This window comes from Chryseobacterium sp. II3a (assembly GCF_057815135.1).
This window is the reverse complement of sequence record NZ_JBYPZJ010000003.1, coordinates 183,772-201,208: the sequence shown is the minus strand read 5'-3', so window position 1 is coordinate 201,208 and position 17,437 is coordinate 183,772. Positions and strand designations below refer to the sequence as shown.

At 35.3% G+C, this 17,437-nt stretch carries 18 protein-coding genes; 2 read left to right on the top strand and 16 right to left on the bottom strand.

All coding sequences use genetic code 11. The annotated features are described in order from the left end of the window. Nucleotides 1-84 precede the first annotated feature (84 nt). Nucleotides 85-399, top strand: coding sequence for a DUF4286 family protein (locus tag AC3HD6_RS09440; protein ID WP_488896100.1), 315 nt, complete (start codon nucleotides 85-87; stop codon nucleotides 397-399). A gap of 42 nt (nucleotides 400-441) precedes the next feature. Here the strand turns inward: AC3HD6_RS09440 and AC3HD6_RS09435 are convergent, their stop codons facing one another. The 9 genes from AC3HD6_RS09435 to AC3HD6_RS09395 all read right to left on the bottom strand — a co-directional run bounded on the left by AC3HD6_RS09435 (nucleotide 442) and on the right by AC3HD6_RS09395 (nucleotide 8,387). Further along, complete coding sequence (locus AC3HD6_RS09435) at nucleotides 442-663, bottom strand: hypothetical protein (protein WP_488896099.1); 222 nt, start codon at nucleotides 661-663, stop codon at nucleotides 442-444. Between the two features lie 84 nt (nucleotides 664-747). Continuing rightward, the gene (locus tag AC3HD6_RS09430) at nucleotides 748-933 is read right to left on the bottom strand and encodes a quinol oxidase subunit 4 (RefSeq protein WP_488896098.1); all 186 of its coding nucleotides are present in this window, start codon (nucleotides 931-933) and stop codon (nucleotides 748-750) included. Nucleotides 934-1,063: 130 nt separating this feature from the next. After that, nucleotides 1,064-1,555, bottom strand: a complete 492-nt coding sequence (locus AC3HD6_RS09425) for a GNAT family N-acetyltransferase (RefSeq protein WP_488896097.1) — start codon at nucleotides 1,553-1,555, stop codon at nucleotides 1,064-1,066. 4 nt (nucleotides 1,556-1,559) lie between these two features. Continuing rightward, complete coding sequence (locus AC3HD6_RS09420) at nucleotides 1,560-2,072, bottom strand: DUF421 domain-containing protein (RefSeq protein ID WP_488896439.1); 513 nt, start codon at nucleotides 2,070-2,072, stop codon at nucleotides 1,560-1,562. 100 nt (nucleotides 2,073-2,172) lie between these two features. Further along, nucleotides 2,173-3,324, bottom strand: a complete 1,152-nt coding sequence (locus AC3HD6_RS09415; RefSeq protein ID WP_488896096.1) for a DUF2931 family protein — start codon at nucleotides 3,322-3,324, stop codon at nucleotides 2,173-2,175. 12 nt (nucleotides 3,325-3,336) lie between these two features. Continuing rightward, nucleotides 3,337-4,509: a DUF2931 family protein gene (locus AC3HD6_RS09410; protein ID WP_488896095.1), complete on the bottom strand. Its 1,173-nt coding sequence runs from the start codon at nucleotides 4,507-4,509 to the stop codon at nucleotides 3,337-3,339. Nucleotides 4,510-4,519: 10 nt separating this feature from the next. After that, on the bottom strand, nucleotides 4,520-6,424 hold the full coding sequence (locus AC3HD6_RS09405) for a phospholipase effector Tle1 domain-containing protein (RefSeq protein WP_488896094.1): 1,905 nt from the start codon (nucleotides 6,422-6,424) through the stop codon (nucleotides 4,520-4,522). 10 nt (nucleotides 6,425-6,434) lie between these two features. Further along, nucleotides 6,435-7,301: a phage baseplate assembly protein V gene (locus tag AC3HD6_RS09400; protein ID WP_488896093.1), complete on the bottom strand. Its 867-nt coding sequence runs from the start codon at nucleotides 7,299-7,301 to the stop codon at nucleotides 6,435-6,437. Between the two features lie 15 nt (nucleotides 7,302-7,316). After that, nucleotides 7,317-8,387: a contractile injection system protein, VgrG/Pvc8 family gene (locus AC3HD6_RS09395; RefSeq protein ID WP_488896092.1), complete on the bottom strand. Its 1,071-nt coding sequence runs from the start codon at nucleotides 8,385-8,387 to the stop codon at nucleotides 7,317-7,319. Nucleotides 8,388-8,555: 168 nt separating this feature from the next. On the opposite strand from AC3HD6_RS09395, the gene AC3HD6_RS09390 reads away from it, so the two are divergent. Continuing rightward, complete coding sequence (locus AC3HD6_RS09390) at nucleotides 8,556-9,101, top strand: hypothetical protein (protein ID WP_488896091.1); 546 nt, start codon at nucleotides 8,556-8,558, stop codon at nucleotides 9,099-9,101. A 29-nt stretch (nucleotides 9,102-9,130) separates the two neighbouring features. On the opposite strand, the gene AC3HD6_RS09385 is transcribed toward AC3HD6_RS09390, so the two are convergent. The 7 genes from AC3HD6_RS09385 to AC3HD6_RS09355 all read right to left on the bottom strand — a co-directional run bounded on the left by AC3HD6_RS09385 (nucleotide 9,131) and on the right by AC3HD6_RS09355 (nucleotide 17,421). After that, nucleotides 9,131-9,265, bottom strand: coding sequence for a bacteriocin-like protein (locus tag AC3HD6_RS09385; RefSeq protein ID WP_084220996.1), 135 nt, complete (start codon nucleotides 9,263-9,265; stop codon nucleotides 9,131-9,133). Nucleotides 9,266-9,489: 224 nt separating this feature from the next. Next, on the bottom strand, nucleotides 9,490-10,314 hold the full coding sequence (locus tag AC3HD6_RS09380) for a hypothetical protein (RefSeq protein ID WP_488896090.1): 825 nt from the start codon (nucleotides 10,312-10,314) through the stop codon (nucleotides 9,490-9,492). Nucleotides 10,315-10,404: 90 nt separating this feature from the next. Beyond that, entirely contained in the window at nucleotides 10,405-11,004 is a 600-nt protein-coding gene (locus AC3HD6_RS09375) for a hypothetical protein (RefSeq protein WP_488896089.1), read from the bottom strand. Nucleotides 11,005-11,013: 9 nt separating this feature from the next. Beyond that, entirely contained in the window at nucleotides 11,014-13,845 is a 2,832-nt protein-coding gene (gene uvrA, locus AC3HD6_RS09370; protein ID WP_488896088.1) for an excinuclease ABC subunit UvrA, read from the bottom strand. 395 nt (nucleotides 13,846-14,240) lie between these two features. Then, nucleotides 14,241-15,131 (bottom strand): class A beta-lactamase, subclass A2, encoded by an 891-nt coding sequence (gene bla, locus AC3HD6_RS09365; protein ID WP_488896087.1) that lies wholly within the window; start codon nucleotides 15,129-15,131, stop codon nucleotides 14,241-14,243. A 57-nt stretch (nucleotides 15,132-15,188) separates the two neighbouring features. Beyond that, on the bottom strand, nucleotides 15,189-15,971 hold the full coding sequence (locus tag AC3HD6_RS09360) for an IS110 family transposase (protein ID WP_488896438.1): 783 nt from the start codon (nucleotides 15,969-15,971) through the stop codon (nucleotides 15,189-15,191). 520 nt (nucleotides 15,972-16,491) lie between these two features. Continuing rightward, on the bottom strand, nucleotides 16,492-17,421 hold the full coding sequence (locus AC3HD6_RS09355; RefSeq protein ID WP_488896086.1) for a DUF3829 domain-containing protein: 930 nt from the start codon (nucleotides 17,419-17,421) through the stop codon (nucleotides 16,492-16,494). Between the last annotated feature and the right edge of the window lie 16 nt (nucleotides 17,422-17,437).

Here is a 17,437-nt window from a genome sequence, read left to right as displayed (position 1 = left end):
ATTTTTATTAACGGGCTAATTTACGAAAAAAATGCCGATTTTTGCGTTAGAATTTATCCACAAAATCTTAAAAATTCTTAAAATATGAGCGTATTAAGTATAACTTTCCATTGCACGAAAAATAATCTGGAAAAATGGGAAAATTATATTGATGAAACCCTGATTTTAATGACTGAAAATCTGATGGATGTCAACCAGTACATCTTATCTGAAGTTCATAGCGATTATATTGATGAAGGAAAAAACTATAATCTTCTTCTGATTTTTGATAATGATGAACTGAGAAATGATTTTCTTGAAAGTGAATTAAAAAATATAGCAGAACGAATTGAAACTCAATTCGGGCAAGAGGTACTGATCTTCGATACCCTTCTGAATCCGAAAAAATCGAGACTATAGTAGAAAAGCAAAAGCACTGAATTTTTCAGTGCTTTTTAATTTTTACCTGTGATGTCTATGACCATGTCCACGGCCTCTGTGGTGGTGACCACGATCTTCATAGATATATACTCTTTTAGCGTGCCCAGGTGCGTAATATCTTGCACTTCCTCCATACACTCTTTTTGCATGGCCAGGCGGCATTCCTCTTCTCTCATGAACAACACAAGATGATAGCATAACCACTACGATCCCTGCCGCTGCAATTTTCAACATACTTTTCATTATTTCACTTTTTCAAACTTAGAAGCGAAATATATCAAGGTTAGTGCCAAAAAAGGTTATCTAATTTCTAATATTACCCTCTTTTTAATAACCTCCTCTCTTTTTTACCTGCCCGGGAGCATAATCTTTTGCACTTCCACCGTATATTTTTTTAGCCTGTCCAGGTGGAACTTTCTTTGTCTGATAATATCCACCGTTATCATAGGCCACACAAGATGTAAACATAACCATTACGATCAAAGCTCCTGTAATTTTAATTATAGTTTTCATTATTTCTACTTTTTTCTAACTTAATGAAAGACTTATTACAAGGTTCAGGCCAAAGCGTTTAAAGAGTTCAAGGTTTAAGGTTTAAAGTTATTTTCTGTAATAAAATACTTTCCAACCTCATTACTCATTACTAAATGACCTCACTTCGCTTCTCCATCAAAACAAGATCTTTCCATTCTCCATTGAGTTTCCCCATTTTTTTTCGAATACCTACCACTCTGAAGCCATTTTTCTGATGAGATTTGATAGCCATTTCATTTTCGGAAAAAAGATTAGTTTGCAATGTCCAAAATCCATGATCCTCGCTATCCAAAATGATCTTTTTAAGCAATATTGAACCTAATCCCTTTCCCTGATATTCATTAGCGAAATAAATGCCAACTTCTGCTACTCCTTTAAAAGCCTCTCTTTTGCTTACCGGCTTCAGGGCACACCATCCTACTACTTCATTATTTTCATTTTCCAGCACCCAGCGGCAGTCATTGAAATATTCCATGCTCCAGGCTTCTGCCGTAGGAACTTCCGTTTCCAAAGTAGCAATACCGCTTTCTATGCCCTGTCTGAAAATTTCCAACACTCTCGCTTCGTCACTGGGAAGCATTTCTCTTAATTCGTAATTCATAGGATTAATGATATTTTCTTTTGTATTTTCTTTTGATTCTTGCGTAATGGATTTGCTTGCTTTTCTCATCCTGAGAAACCACACTGATATTCCCATCTACCTCTAATACGGATAATTTGACATCTTTAATATTTTCGATGCCATGTTCTCTGATGGCTTCTTCTAATTCGTTCTCAGTAATTTTCACCCGATTTAATGCTGTTTGATCTGCAATTCCATCCCTTATCAAAATAACAGGTTCGTCCTGCATAAAGGCTTCAAAGGAGCGATTGGAAAACATGAGTCTTTTCAGAATGAAGTTAGCGGCAAATAAAACCAAAGCGGCCACAATACCGCCCTGCAGCGAAGTATCCGGCCCTACCATTGCATTCTGAACGGCATTAGAGATCAGCAACAGGAGAACAATATCTCCTGCATTAAGCTGAGATAATTGGTTTTTACCAAATAAACGGATAGCGATTACCATAAAAAGGTAGACGCAAAGGGAACGAACCGCAACATTAAGAATAGGATCCATCATTTTTTTATCTATTCAAATGTATTGATTTTTTGGTATTGATGAGAAAAGTATTTCTTTATGCTGCTACCAGCAAAAGTCATATTTTGAAAATACTACCTTATTCTTCCTGCCAATATTCTAAATCAGTTGGCTTTTGAAGAGGGATTCTGCCTTCCCATTTAGGGACTACAAATCCTTTAGGAAGAGTGTATTTTGGTGACATCAGTTTTTTCTGTTCATCATTAAACCTTCCTAAACGAAAATGCATTACCTCATCTTGTTTTTGCTTGTTTACAAAATAGATAACTCCTTCAACAAAATCTCCTCCTGTATCTTTAGGAATGGTCACAATCATTCGATCATAATGACCTTTTTCAAAGGTTGCCTGAAGGTTTTGTGGTAAAACTACACTTCCTTCAAACCATCGGGATTCTTTATCATAAGAATGCCAGATCAAATCCATCTGCACAGGGAGTTTTAGCAGATGCGATGGATCAGGATTTTTTGGATAACTAATAAAACGATTTGACCATTTTAAAAAATAAGGTGTAGAATCTAAAAAATAGACACTTCCATCTTTTGAGTAATAAGTGATTGAATATTTGTAATCTTCTTCACTACTAAAGCCTATATCATATTTGTATGTTTTTTCGCCTTTTTCCCAAACTGAATAAGGTACTCCATGCAAATAACGATATATATTAACTTCTGAATTAATAAATTTTGCTGAGGAGAGAATCTCTTTTTCAACTTTTTCTGCCTCTTCACTTTCTTTCCAAACTCCTTTATTTACAGCCTTAAAGTTTATTATTTCTTTATTATTTCCTTGCCCAGACATCCAAACTGCTACATTACCTCCAGGTGCAAAACCTGCAATGATCTGAGTATAATTTTCTTTTTCTCCCATAGAATTCCAGCCATTTCTAAATAAGCTCAACATTTTACCTTGGGGAAGCCTAGATCCACCTTCATACCGATAACCATCTATTGCGCATATCCACTTAACAGAAACACTATCTGGAACAGACTTAAAAACATCTCCTCCTGCGTAACCACCACTAGTAGTACCCCAACCAGGATCTGCACCAATACTGGCAGAAGCCCCAGCAATACTTTTTCCCTGATAAAAAAATTCAACAAATGGACCACCATTTCCATAAAACTTAGGTGCTGACCATGCAGCATTCCATTCAAATTTATCCTTGGGCTCACAGCTTAGTATTAACAATAAGTTTGGTAAGAATAATGCTATGTTTTTTATTTTTTTCATATTAAAAAAATATTATTCTTCCTGCCAATATTCTAAATCTGTTGGCTTTTGGAGAGGGATTCTGCCTTCCCATTTGGGGATTACAAATCCTTTGGGAAGAGTATATTTTGAAACATCATATTTTCTAGTTTCATTATTAAGCTTAGCTAATCGAAACCTCATAATACGTTCTTTTGAAGTAGAGCCTTGCAGCCATATTGTTCCAAATGTGTAATTTTCAGAAGGATTTAACTTATCCATCACGTACACAATATGGACGTTTTTATTTTTTTGATAAAATGACTCAAAAGTATTTTGGAAATCTGCAGGGAAAACAATCTCACCTTTATACCATTGTTTATCATCTTGTGAGATCCATTGAACTACTGTATGAACTGGCAGCTTGCCTTCTTTTACTCCAGCCGTAATATGATTAGACAGCCAATCCTTATAAGGAATAATAAACTGATTCTCATTTAAAAATATATAGCTGCCATCTTTTGAAAAAGCTGTTACTGATTCGTAAAAATCACGATTCTCTTCACTGCTAAATCCTATATCATATTTGTACGTTTTTTCGCCTTTTTCCCAAATTGAATAGGGAATACCATGAAAGTACCGATATATATTGGCAATTTTAAAACCCTCGGATACCTTTTCATGTTCTTCAACATATTTTTTATAACTCTCATCGTTTTCTTTCCATATTCCCACATTCTTTGCCTTAAAATGAGTAACCTCTGTACCTGAACCTCCCCTTCTCATCCAAACTGTTACATTACCTCCTGGTGCAAAACCTGCAACTATTTGACTATAAAACAATTTCTCACCATAAGAATCTACTATTTTATTTTTAAACAAGTTGAGCATTTCTTCTCTTGGTAATTTATGACCAACTTTATATTGAATTCCATCTGCATCACAAATCCAGCTTACTGATATACTATCCGGAACAGATTTATAAATATCACCACCTGTATACCCTCCGCTCGTTAACCCCCAACCAGGTTCTATTCCCCCAGCAGAAGCCCCAGCAATACTTTTTCCTTGATAAAAATATTCTACAAATGGACCTGATGCTCCATAATAGATAGGTGCGGAGATTCCTGCATTCCATTCAAATTTATCCTTGGGCTCACAGCCTATTAATAACAATAAGTTTGGTAAGAATAGTGCTATGTTTTTTATTTTATTTATTTTTATCATACATTCTTATCTAAGGGTACCATTTTTCTCTCTCATAATAAATATTCCCATCTTTATCCACCTTAGGAGCGACTGGTTGGTTAACGAAACCTACACTTTCCAAAAGATGATGGTCTCCTGTTTTTATACCTATTGCAGCGAGCCCTCCAAAGTTAGCAGAAAGATGGATATAATGGTTACAGATATGCTGATATATTTCTGAAGATATTGTATAATTTCCAACTCCTTCTTTTTTACTTTCCTCCAGCATTTGATCCATATATTGTTTCAATACTTTATATTTATCTGTCTCAGGAATTTCATATTCAAATTCATGGGGAACTTTGGGATTCGCTATCTTATAATCATCATAAAAAGGCACCTTATTATCAATAGCTTTTTGCAACATCATATTCATTGCTACTAGGCTGTATTTATTTGATATATACCGGGAATCTTCCAGAATATAATGATCTGATTCTTTGGTTTGGAATATTCGAAAATATGGACTTGTGGGTACAGTTTTTTCTTTATCCGGGAAATCCGGTTCTGCTTTGATCTCCCGTGTTCCCACTCCTGCATTCGTTACTGTTGTTTCTTTTACATGATCATATGTATTTCTAAATACAATTTCTTTGTCTGTAGAGATGCGCTGGTTGATATAAAACTGTCTTATTTTTTCTTTTTCCTTAAGGATTTTATCGTCCCCTACTTTCACATCAAAATAATCCAAAACAGCAGTATATTTATCCAGATGAGCATAGCCGCCGCCTATATCCGAATGGGCGCCCAGCATTGATATTGTATACCCTTCTTCTGTGGGAGTTAACGCAAAATTTTTCCGCCATTCATTATGGGCGGTAATATGGAAGATCTTTTTGATCCCCAATCCTGATACTTTCGTTTTGATATCCTGAAGTGAAGCCTGTCCCAAAAATGCCGCAATACTGTAAGGAACAGTTAAAGGATTTGTAATCAAAGCACCCGCAACTTTATAGCCAATATTTTCTTTCACCACCATATCGGAAACTACCGTATCAAATACCCCCAGAAAACGGATTTCTATGGAAAAAGTGTCTCCAACAGGCTGATATCCCGCCTTTGCCAATCTTTTCCCAAAAAGGCCACCTGCATGTACAGAGACATAAGATATCTTAGGACGTCCCATTTTGATATCCATTTCATCCCGCATTACAGTATCATATTTTACAGATTTTTTTACTTCATTACAAAAATGTCTTGCTGCTGCAGCTCCCCGGCTGAATCCGAATACGTCAAATACAATCTTATTAATTTTTTTATTTTTAGAAATACCTTTAAACTCATTATCTATTACAGTTTTAATCCCTTCTTCTACTCTGCCGATTACTCCCCAATCTCCTCTTCCAGCACAAGAACCTGCAATATCATCTTCTTTATCCTGTTTCGTTCCTATGCCTTCTACATATTGTTTTAAAATAGCATATTCCCCATATTCCGGATATTCATCATCTTTAGCAGCCTCTAATTTCTCTTTATAAAGATCAAACAGTTTGGCAACGTTGGAATATGGATTCCAGTAACTGTCGCGGTCTGAGATTTTAATCTTTTTCTGCTTTCCGGTTTTGGGATCTTTGATGGTTTCATAATATTCCTGGGGAACGGTATCATTTTTATAATAGGTTTCCCCGGAGTTGATCTTACTGTAATAGGTTTTATCAGAATTATACCTGTTATTTCCGGTACCATCAAAAAACATCCCGATAAAAACATTTACAGAGTCTTTAGGCTGATACGCCGGAGCTTTTTCCACCGCGGAGCCGTGATGAATATCTTTATCTGCATTCAGATTATTCAAACCTAATGCATTGATATTGGTATTTCCTTCAGAGTACAGGTTATATCCTTTTTCGGTTACCTTGGTATATTTCCCGTTGACAATTCTTGTTCTGCTCATAGGAAAAATATTAGTGGTTATGACCTTTTTCGCCACTGTTCATATAGATCGAGCTTTTCGTATGGCTTGTAAAATTTTCTTCAGTACTGAAATTCATTTCTTTTCTTGAAATTTCATTACGTTCCTGTTTTACTTCGCTGTGCACATCTCCTTCTATAAACTCTGTAAGTTTTCCTGTGATGAAAACCTGGGAATCTCCTATCACTGAAGAGGTTTTTATCATCCCCACACTTTCACTATGATTCATCGTTACCGTATCTGTTTTATTCATTCCAACACTGGTAGACATATTTTGTCCTACATTAATATTGAGGTTTCCTCCTGCATTGAAGTTGATATCATTAGGGGCAGATACTGTAATGTTTCCTTTACCGTCCATAAAATAGTTGTTACCACTTGGGTCTACAATATTTACGCTTCCCTCAGCATCATTCATCAGAATACGGATACCGCTTCTGGTCTGAATAGATTTTAAATGGTTATTCACACCGCCGCCAAGAGCAACCCCGCCATGAAACATTCCACCCATCACAAAAGGACGGTCCGGATGGTTATGTACAAATCCTACCATTACCTGGTCTCCCACTTCCGGAATAGCTACATAGCCTCTGTTTTGGGTAATCTGATCTGTTCCTCCTGCATCTGGGCTCATTACCCTGATAAAATCTGTTGTTTCATTAAGCTGCCACAGGAATTTTACTTTTACACGGCCCTGTCCCAAAGGATCTTCGTTGGAAATTACTACGGCTGGCTGTGTTTCTGCAAAAGGGGTTGTAAATTCTGGTTTCGGGATGAATCCTGTATCAGAAGCAATGGCTTCAAAGCTCCCTTTATAATGGCCTAAGGTATCAATCTCATGGGTAACCTCTGTCATCATCAACTTTGTGAAATATCAGGTTTTGCTGGAATCAGGTTTTCTCAGGTAAAGATCTGCGGTACATCCGGGATATAGAAACGGCATTGTGGTATCACCAGATACAACAAATACATCTACACCTTTACTTCCCCATGCTCCCGTTTGGGAATTCACCACATCCATATCGGTAGCTGCCCTGATGGGAGCCGACTGAAGTGAAGGGGTTTTAAAAATACCTTCATTATTTGAATAAGCAGTTTGAGCAAGACTTCCTATATGTTTTAAAGGAGTTTCCCCTGAAGTCAACATGGTGTTTTTACTGCTGTTGTATCCATAATAACCAGGTTGGGTATGGATTGCTCTAAGTTCAGTATGAATATTTGAGACGTTACTTCCGCTTATCAGCTCAAGAGGTGCTGCCGGAGCCGGCATATTTCCGAAATGCAGTACTTCTCCATCATAGAAAAACTGTTCCCCATAGGCTTCTGCCAATCTGCATAAGTAATTATAATGGGTTTCATTGTACTGGGAACTGTAGACAATTTGTGATGAAGCTTTAGCATTTACCCTGAAATCATACCAAAACGGATCTATTCCCTGTTTAATAACCTCATCAGCTATAATTCCCGTATTGACAGGCTGTGATCCTCCAAAACTCTGGGTATGCGGAGATCCGTCTAAAAGAATGGTAGGGCTGAAACCTTTTAAAACAATATTTCCCAAACTATGAGCTTCCTGACTGAACCCCACCTTGGTAATGATTCCTACGAAAACTCTTTCAGGACTGTTTTTGGTTTCGAAATCCTTGTAAGCAATTTTGATAGTAAGACGTTTTCCTAAAAATGCATTGGCCTGTTCCAGCTGAGGCCCCTGTTTTTCGGATAAGGCATCATGAGCCAATATTAATTCAAATTCGTGATGGGTTACAGCGCTTTGCTTTAATTTAAAATGTTTAAAACTGGAAATGATTTCGCCATTGATGATTGCAGAAAGCTTGACGATCCGGTTGATTCCTGCCGTATTATTCTCTTTCACTGCCTGAGCGTTATCAGGAGCACGGTATCCATCAGTAAAGGATACACGTTCTGAAACTGTATTTTTTTTCATGCCTTATATTTGTGTTATTCTGATATAATAATGACAAATATAGAAAATATCCCACATTAAATCAACATTAAGAGATATATAATATTATTTTAAGATACTACAAATGTTCTTCAGGTACTCATGACTTGGTACATCTTTTGAATTTTAAAAAAAAATATTCTTTACCATATGATACGATCACTTCTTCTTTCTGTAAGTTTCATCTTCTGTTTTGTTGCCTGTAATACAACAACACCATTCGCAGAAAAGCAACAGATTACCGAAACAATAAATCAGCTTTACAGCCAATATGGGAAATCTAATGAAGCGGTATATAATAAACCCATCGCGAATGATTTATTTTCTCCGGAATTGAAAAAAACATTAGAAGACGCAATCAATGCTTCAAAAGCAGATATTGAAAAAGTAAAAAACAGCGATCATCCGGATGAGAAACCTCTGATCTTTGAAGGGGCTATCTTTTCAAGTTTATATGAAGGCTATAACGGCTACTCTATCAAAAGTATTAATCTACATGATAAAACAGCAGAAGCATTTGTGCAGTTTGAATATAATCTGGTTTCCCCCAAAGTATTATGGACTGATAAGATCCATCTTGTAAATATCGACAATACAGGCTGGAGAATAGATAATATCACTTTCGATAAAAAACTCTCCAATTCGGAAGATCTTAAATCAAGTTTGACAGATTTCATCCAATATTCAAAACAATAGAAAAGCCGCTTAAAAAGCGGCTTGATTTTTTAAGGGCACTGAACGATTGGAATTTCACTGCAGAATACTTTGTTTGCCCATTCGCAATATGTACAATATTGTTTTGGCTGTCCTCCATACACTGACTTCAAATCTACTTTAGTCAGTTTTTTTAAATTTTTCATATAGTTCTAATTTTATGGTTTTGTAAAAATAAAACGAATATCGTTGTGCATTATTATAATTTTACACTACAAATTTTCATTATTTACACTTTTTTAACTAAAATATCTATTCAATATATCTTCTTTAAAGAAAATTATAATGGTTACATGTATTGATATTCAATTCTTTATCATTTATTTTAATAATTATCCTTAAACTTCAAAAAAGCTAAAAACCTCGAATATTAAAGGCATGGCAAACCTAAAAGATCCAGTTCAGAACTCCAAAGCAGTTTCATTTTCCCTTTGCTATCAGATTCAAAAACTGCTCTTTCAGGAAACTGGCAATTGGAACCTGATTTTTTATCATACCACTTGAAATCATCATAATAAGTGAAATACAGATTTTTATAGTTTCCGTAAACAATGGGGTTGTAATTTCCGAAACCATAGTTGTTTTCTGTACTTTCTTTAGCTGCAGATTTTTTGATGGACTTATTAATTTCTGAATAGCTATTCCCATATTTCAGCGGAATCTCTTTTTCCGAAGCAATAACTGGGTTACCGATCAAGTTTTTATCAACATTCAGGATATAAGCGATATAATCGTTTCCACATTCTGTAGACTGGAAAACCACCTTTTTAACTGTACTTTGCTGGAAAGATTTGGTTCCGTAGACAAAGTATGAGTTTTTCATTTCTTTTTTAAAGGTGTCTTCAAACCTTTTGTTGTAGTATAGCGGACCTACAGATAGAGTATCATAATATTTATAGTCCTTCATATCCCTGCCATACATCCAGGGAATAGAATCTTTAACAAGGAAGTTTTCATATTTTTTTGATAAGGGATCATCAGAATCACCAAACTGAACGGGAATACAGATTGCTATATCTTTATTGGTTAGCTGATATACTCCGAAAACAGTCTTCTTCTCTAATGTATATTCTTGTTCAACTGCTGTAAGACTATCTTTTTTCTGAACAGTTGTTCCTGTAGTAGCATACACTTCTTTCTCTTTTTTACAGGATAAGAGAAATGGAAATATTGAAAGGATGATATATTTTTTCATGATTAAATAGCTTGGATTTGAGGGATAAAAATAAAAAAAGAATCTGCTTTCGCAAATTCTTTTGTATGATTCATTATATATCGAGATATATTAGACTCCTCTGATGATTCTTTGAGTTTCAAGTTCGTCAAGGATAAACTGAGCATCATTTTCTGTAATATATTTACTTTCATAAAGCCAATGAATCCTTGCTATCTGTGTCTGGATAGGAATCAAATTATCTACTCTGTAATATTCTTTCAAATAATAATCTTTCTTATTCTTCTTGATTTCAGCAATAAAGGCATCAACCTCCTCTTTTTCTTTTTTTGAATAGGAAAAATTAATTGGTTTTGCTGCTGCAAGACTTTTGGAACTCTCTGCTCTAAATTCATTATTACACAGCCCGCCAACAATAAGAGTTGGACACATTGCAAGAACAAAAACAATCATTCCTGATGATCCCGAAAGATGATAAGATTGATTGATAACAATCGTAAGCAATATTGAATTAAATGTCATAGATACGGCAATCAATACCAATACCCAATCTTTTTTCTTTCTAAAAACGGTTTCATCATCATAAATATCTGCGAAATGTACTTTATATTCATGTAACTCTTTGATAAAACCATTTTTTATCAAGACTCCATCTTCCTGAATTTCAAAATAGCTTTTATTTCTCCCACTCTTTTGTGTTAATATTTTCATAAAAGCTAATTACTCTAATTCTCTCTTCAAAAACTTTCCTGTCAAGCTTTTCTTAGACTTTACAATTTCTTCGGGAGTTCCCTGTGCTACAATCTGTCCACCGTATTTTCCTCCTTCTGGTCCTACGTCAATAATGTGGTCCGCCAGTTTAATGACATCCATATTGTGTTCAATAATAATGAATGAATTTCCTAGTTCTACCAGTTGATTGATGGCATCCATCAGAATTTTTACATCTTCAAAATGCAATCCTGTTGTAGGTTCATCAAGGATATACAGGGTATTTCCGGTCTGTCTTTTTGCCAATTCGGTCGCCAGCTTAATACGCTGTGCTTCTCCTCCTGAAAGAGTTGTAGACTGCTGTCCTAATGTAATGTATCCCAATCCTACATCCTGTAGAGTTTTCACTTTCGCAAAGATCTTTGGAATCGGCTGGAAGAAATCTACGGCTTCATCAATGGTCATATCTAATACATCGGAAATGGATTTTCCTTTGTAACGCACTTCAAGGGTTTCTCTGTTGAAACGTTTTCCGTTGCAGGTTTCACAATGAACGTATACATCCGGAAGGAAGTTCATTTCGATTACTTTTAATCCACCACCCTGGCAGGTTTCGCATCTTCCGCCTTTTACGTTGAAAGAGAATCTTCCCGGTTTGTACCCGCGGATCTTACTTTCAGGTAATTCTGCAAAAAGGTTTCTGATATCTGTAAACATTCCGGTATACGTCGCCGGGTTTGAACGTGGTGTTCTTCCGATCGGCGTCTGATCTACATCTACAATTTTATCAATATTATCAAGGCCTTCTATCTTTTTGTAGGGTAAAGGTTCCTGAACGGCTCTGTAGAAGTGTTTATTAAGGATCGGGTATAATGTTCCGTTAATCAAAGAAGATTTTCCACTTCCTGAAATTCCGGTCACTACTACCAATTTTCCTAGAGGAATATCCAGGGTTACATTTTTCAGATTGTTTCCTGTAGCTCCTTTCAGAATAATATTTTTGCCGCTTCCCGCTCTTCTTTCAGCAGGAATTTCAATTTTCCTTTTTCCGTTGATATACTGAGCGGTGATGGTATCTGCTTTTAAAAGATCTTTTGGTTTTCCCTGCCAAAGGATTTCACCACCGAACTTTCCGGCTCTCGGACCAATATCCAATACCTCATCAGCTTCAAGAATCATATCTTTATCGTGTTCTACTACTAAAACAGAGTTTCCGATATCTCTAAGGTTCTTCAAGGAATGGATCAGTCTTTCGTTATCTCTTTGGTGAAGTCCAATACTTGGTTCATCCAGGATATATAAAACGTTCACAAGTTGGGACCCAATCTGTGTTGCCAGACGAATCCTTTGTGACTCTCCTCCTGAAAGTGTTTTTGAACTTCTGCTTAAGCTTAGATAATCCAATCCAACATCCAACAGGAACTGAAGCCTGGTTTCAATTTCCTTTAAGATCTCGTGAGCAATGATTTTATTTTTCTCGGAGAATTTATCTTTAACATCCGCCAGCCATTCTTTTAAATCTGCTAAGCTTAATCCGTTTACCTCAGCAATATTTTTTCCATCAATTTTAAAGCTTAAGCTTGATGGTTGAAGACGGGTTCCACCACATTCGGGACATGTTTCTTCTGTAGTGAAGTGTCTTTCCAGTAAAATAGCTTCATAAGATTCTCTTTCATCTATAATCTCTTCCATGAAAGCAATTAAACCATCAAAGCTGATCTTGATCTTCTTGGTAATTCCTGCATATTTCAGGTCCTTATTGAATTCTTTATGACATCCGTTATAGATATAGTCTAAAGCTTCTTCCGGAATATCCTGTAATGGCGTGGTCATTCCCAATCCGAAAATTTCAAGAATATTCTTGATCTGGGCCAGAATCCATTTATTAGATTTAATATCTTCCAATGGCAGTAAACCTCCCTGATTGATAGACAGTTTTGGATTATCAATGAAATAATCTGTATTGATCTTTTTGATGGTACCTAATCCTTTACAATTCGGACAGCTTCCTTTTGGAGAGTTGAATGAAAAAGTATTCGGTTCCGGTAATGCCAATGAATGTCCTGTTTCAGCATCCATCAAGTTTTTAGAGAAATATTCAATATCTGTGCTTCCCAGTTTCTGAATTCCGATGATTCCCTCGCCCATTTCCATTGCGGTACGGAGCGATTTTTCCATTCTGCCCTCAGAAGCACTTTCACCGATGATCCAGCGATCAATAACAATATCAATATCGTGGGTTTTATAACGGTCAAGTTTTAAATCGTATTCAATATCTTGTAATTCACCATCAATTCTAGCCTGTCCATATCCTTTTTTAGCCATTTGTACGAAAAGCTCGTGATAATGTCCTTTTCTGGAACGTACTACAGGAGCCAGTAACATAATCTTTTCTCCTTTATAGTTTTCTTTAATGGTATCAAGGATCTGATCTTCAGTATAACTTACCAGTTTCTGCCCTGTAGACAATGAGTAAGCATCTGACACTCTAGCGTACAAAAGACGAAGAAAGTCGTACAACTCTGTAACAGTTCCTACAGTAGAACGGGGATTTTTATTGGTGGTTTTCTGCTCAATGGCAATAACGGGTGAAAGTCCTTCAATTTTATCTACATCCGGACGCTCCAATCCACCCAGGAACTGGCGGGCATAAGCAGAGAATGTTTCTATATAACGACGCTGCCCTTCTGCAAAAATAGTGTCAAAAGCCAGTGAAGATTTTCCACTCCCGGAAAGCCCGGTAATTACTACCAGTTCATTGCGCGGGATCTTAACATTAATATTCTTTAGGTTGTGTTCACGTGCTCCGTAAACTTCTATATATTCTGTTGATTTGCTCATAATTTGGAGTGACTTTGCCTGAAAATCACAACGTGCAAAATTACGGAATTTTATGGAATTTTTTTTATTATGAGGGGGTTAAAATTTTTATAATGGTAGTTTATTTCTGCTTAATCTTATCTCAATATTTGTATAAATGCTGTTTATAGGTTTTAGCTAAAGCTTATGGATAAACTTAAAATGATAAAACGGGCTGAAGTCCGTTTCTATTGAATTTATTTTCCCACAGATTACACTGATTTTCACAGATGATTGTGGAGGTTATGATTATGCTGATTATTATGTACTGCTTTAGTCATTATTTTTCGATAGAGAACGAGCTTTGTGCCTTATTTAGATTCTTCATTTCACTTCGTTCCTTTCAGAATGACATTTTTCATCTTCTTCTAAAGTCTTTATGGTTTGTTTATATAATATTCCCAAACAGCAGTTCCGATATCTGCAATGATTTTTTCTGTGTCTTTCATTTCTTCATTGATATTTTTAAGGTAGACGGATAAGATAAAATGTTTTCCGTTGGGAAGCTTTACAATTCCTACATCGTTCATCGCAGCTCTTATATTCTGTTCATTTCTTCCTGAGATTCCTGTGCGATGAGCTAATTCTGTTCCTACCGGCAAGCCTGCCTTCATCCAGGTTAATCCTCTGGACGTTTCTACCATGATCTGGTATAAGTATGTTGTAGTCTCCTTTTTTAATACTTTCCCTTTGTAGAATTTTTCTAAAAGGCTGGTTGTAGCTAAAGGAGTTGATGTATTTACAAAGTAGGATTCAAAAGTATTCATTTGCTGCTCATTCAATCGGATGGTAAAATCTTTAATGCCTTGTTGGTTGATAAATTTCTGTACAACCGAAGCGCCCCCTACTATCTTCAGCAGAATATCACAACCATTATTATCACTGTGAGAAACGGTATATCTTAATAATTGATCTAATGTCAAAGGCATATTTCCTTCCGGATATTCTTCTCTTATCGGGCTCCATGTTTCAGGTAATAATTCTTCTTTTTTAATAAAGAACTTCTGATCTAGTTTTAATTTCCCTTGATCTACCTGATTTAAAACTGCCAATGCAATATGGAATTTGAAAACACTCAGCATTGGCATTGTTTTATTTCCATTGATGCTCAGTGTATCTTTATCTTCAATTCCTTTTAAAGAGATTCCAACGGTTGCATTTTTCGTAGATATGATAGTATTGATTTTACTTTTTAAATCCTGAATCGTTTGGCTCTTTAGCTGAAAACTTAAAAGACAAATGGATATAAAAAGGGATAATTTTTTCATTTAAATAATTTAATTTTTAACGTTCTATGTTAACTTGCAAATAAAAATGCTAAAAAATTAAGTAGCTATTTGTAAATAATTTTTCTGATAAGGTATTTTGTTTCTCATTATCCCAAAGCATTGTCTAAGTAATTTATTGCACACAGCAATCAATGCTACTTTTTTTGATTTGTTTTTTGACAAAATTCTCTCATATAGTTCCTTGCATTGATTGTTAAACCTCATAGCTGTCCAAGAACATACATATAAAATACTTCTTACATGCTTTTTTGTCGTCCGACATTTCCCAAGGCTTTTCTTTTTAGTTCCTGACTCATAAAGACGGGGAGCTACTCCAAAATATTTGGATATTTGTTTAGCACTCACAAAATTTTTAAAACCATTAGTTGCTACCAGCAATAGTAAGGCTGTCTTCTCTCCAATTCCTGAGATACTGCTCAACAGATCTACATCGCTTTTTAATTCTTCATTTTGAAGCTTTGACATTCGGATCATTACTTTGTTTATCTCACATTCATGATTCCTGATGATTCGTTCATAATGTTTTATCGTTTCTCTATTGCATAATGCTTTTTGTCTAAGCGCTTTAAGCTTCAAACTATACTTTATTTTTTCCTGCTCCAGATCATGCCAAAGATTTAATTCCTGGTCAAGGTACTCCAAAGTCATGCTTTTAGGAGTATAGGGTCTAAATTCTACCTGTTCACCATACTCACGAATCAGTCTGGAGTCTTCAGAATCAGTCTTACTGATATGATTCCTCAGTTCACCATATCTTTTTATACTTACTGGATTTACCATACTTACTTCGAAACCTAATTCATACGAAAAATATAAAATTTTACTGCTGTAGGCTCCTGTTGCTTCTACTATAATCTTATACTCTTTCTTGTCAAAAAACTTAAGACTACCTAAAATATCTTTTTTTAAGATTAGGAATATTACGTACTATTATTACTCCATCTGAATCCTTGTAATTAAGGGTAAGCATTTTCAAGCTAACATCTACTCCAATTACTTTTTTCTCTAAATTTGCCATAAGAAATATTCTTTAATTTATTGGAAATTTGTTTTCTTGTAACCAACGTGGTAAGAGAATTTTACCTAAACAGCGTTCTATTCGGTTTTAGAAAACAAGGAATAGGGATTGAGCGTTAAAATCGATATCGTAAGTATCAGCGCAAAGACTATCTTTTTCCTATTCCTTTTTCCAATAAGGTTATTCTTAAAATTAAGCCTTTATCATTTATTGCAAACTTACCACGCATTACTATTTTGTACACTCTATATAAAAAATGCCGTATTGTCTACGGCATTTCATATTTTAAAATTGATTGTTGATCTTGCAACAAATCAAAAATTATTTCACAAAGGAATTGTAGGCTCCTAACACACTTTCATAAGAGGAATCGATCTGCTGGATATCATTATCTTGGATCTTTCCCTTTTCTTTAGCATCTCGGATCAATTTTCTGTAGAGATCTAAAAAGTTAGACGCATTTTTATTGAAACTTTCAAACTGGGACTTTTTATAAGAATATTGCTTGTCTTTTACATCAAAGTTTAGTTTGGAATTAGCCTCTACTGCTTTGGCATATTCATCATACTTTTTCTGAGCTTCTGCTTCATTGAATTGTCCGGAATATTGTTTTCCTAAAAGATCAATCACAGAATCTAGTGAATTCATCACATTTTTAGAAGAAATAATATATTCTTTCATGGGATGATCCTTCAAAATAACTTCTTCTGCAGCATCTGTAGCAGGTTTGATCCTGGTCATAATATTTTCTCCGGCTGCATAAAAAGCATTTACATCACCCTCAATTTCTTTTCTGATCGCTTCTGCTTTTGCTCCTTTATCATCTTTATAGTCTTCTGAAGTCATATAGGACTTCAGTTCTTCCATCTTTTTGTCTATATTTTCTTTTTTAGCCTTATAAATATTGAATTCTTTTTCAATAGCTTCCTTTTCCTTATCAAATCCTGACGGAATTTCTTTAATTTTTGACAAGGAGTAATCCATTGAGCTCAATGTAATAGGCATAATCAATACATTTTCTCCTTTTGACTTGGCTACTGCCGCGTCCGCATATTTTAAAATTCTGTCAATATGCTTGGAGGTACTTTTATAAGAGTCTATAAAATTGTTATTAAAATCAATAATAACATTGGCATCTGCCTCGCTGCCCATGTCTAAAACCGTGCTGCCAAATTTCCCTGCATCCTTTTTACAGCTTACTACTGTAGCAGTTAAAGACAGAGCCATTGCAAGTACAATAATCTTCTTCATATTTTTCTTGTTTTAC

What these genes read in the sequence shown, in the direction of transcription:
- AC3HD6_RS09440 (WP_488896100.1), top strand. Translation starts at nt 85, where the DNA reads ATGAGCGTATTAAGTATAACTTTCCATTGCACGAAAAATAATCTGGAA.
- AC3HD6_RS09435 (WP_488896099.1), bottom strand. Translation starts at nt 663, where the DNA reads ATGAAAAGTATGTTGAAAATTGCAGCGGCAGGGATCGTAGTGGTTATG.
- AC3HD6_RS09430 (WP_488896098.1), bottom strand. Translation starts at nt 933, where the DNA reads ATGAAAACTATAATTAAAATTACAGGAGCTTTGATCGTAATGGTTATG.
- AC3HD6_RS09425 (WP_488896097.1), bottom strand. Translation starts at nt 1,555, where the DNA reads ATGAATTACGAATTAAGAGAAATGCTTCCCAGTGACGAAGCGAGAGTG.
- AC3HD6_RS09420 (WP_488896439.1), bottom strand. Translation starts at nt 2,072, where the DNA reads ATGGATCCTATTCTTAATGTTGCGGTTCGTTCCCTTTGCGTCTACCTT.
- AC3HD6_RS09415 (WP_488896096.1), bottom strand. Translation starts at nt 3,324, where the DNA reads ATGAAAAAAATAAAAAACATAGCATTATTCTTACCAAACTTATTGTTA.
- AC3HD6_RS09410 (WP_488896095.1), bottom strand. Translation starts at nt 4,509, where the DNA reads ATGATAAAAATAAATAAAATAAAAAACATAGCACTATTCTTACCAAAC.
- AC3HD6_RS09405 (WP_488896094.1), bottom strand. Translation starts at nt 6,424, where the DNA reads ATGAGCAGAACAAGAATTGTCAACGGGAAATATACCAAGGTAACCGAA.
- AC3HD6_RS09400 (WP_488896093.1), bottom strand. Translation starts at nt 7,301, where the DNA reads ATGATGACAGAGGTTACCCATGAGATTGATACCTTAGGCCATTATAAA.
- AC3HD6_RS09395 (WP_488896092.1), bottom strand. Translation starts at nt 8,387, where the DNA reads ATGAAAAAAAATACAGTTTCAGAACGTGTATCCTTTACTGATGGATAC.
- AC3HD6_RS09390 (WP_488896091.1), top strand. Translation starts at nt 8,556, where the DNA reads ATGATACGATCACTTCTTCTTTCTGTAAGTTTCATCTTCTGTTTTGTT.
- AC3HD6_RS09385 (WP_084220996.1), bottom strand. Translation starts at nt 9,265, where the DNA reads ATGAAAAATTTAAAAAAACTGACTAAAGTAGATTTGAAGTCAGTGTAT.
- AC3HD6_RS09380 (WP_488896090.1), bottom strand. Translation starts at nt 10,314, where the DNA reads ATGAAAAAATATATCATCCTTTCAATATTTCCATTTCTCTTATCCTGT.
- AC3HD6_RS09375 (WP_488896089.1), bottom strand. Translation starts at nt 11,004, where the DNA reads ATGAAAATATTAACACAAAAGAGTGGGAGAAATAAAAGCTATTTTGAA.
- uvrA (WP_488896088.1), bottom strand. Translation starts at nt 13,845, where the DNA reads ATGAGCAAATCAACAGAATATATAGAAGTTTACGGAGCACGTGAACAC.
- bla (WP_488896087.1), bottom strand. Translation starts at nt 15,131, where the DNA reads ATGAAAAAATTATCCCTTTTTATATCCATTTGTCTTTTAAGTTTTCAG.
- AC3HD6_RS09355 (WP_488896086.1), bottom strand. Translation starts at nt 17,421, where the DNA reads ATGAAGAAGATTATTGTACTTGCAATGGCTCTGTCTTTAACTGCTACA.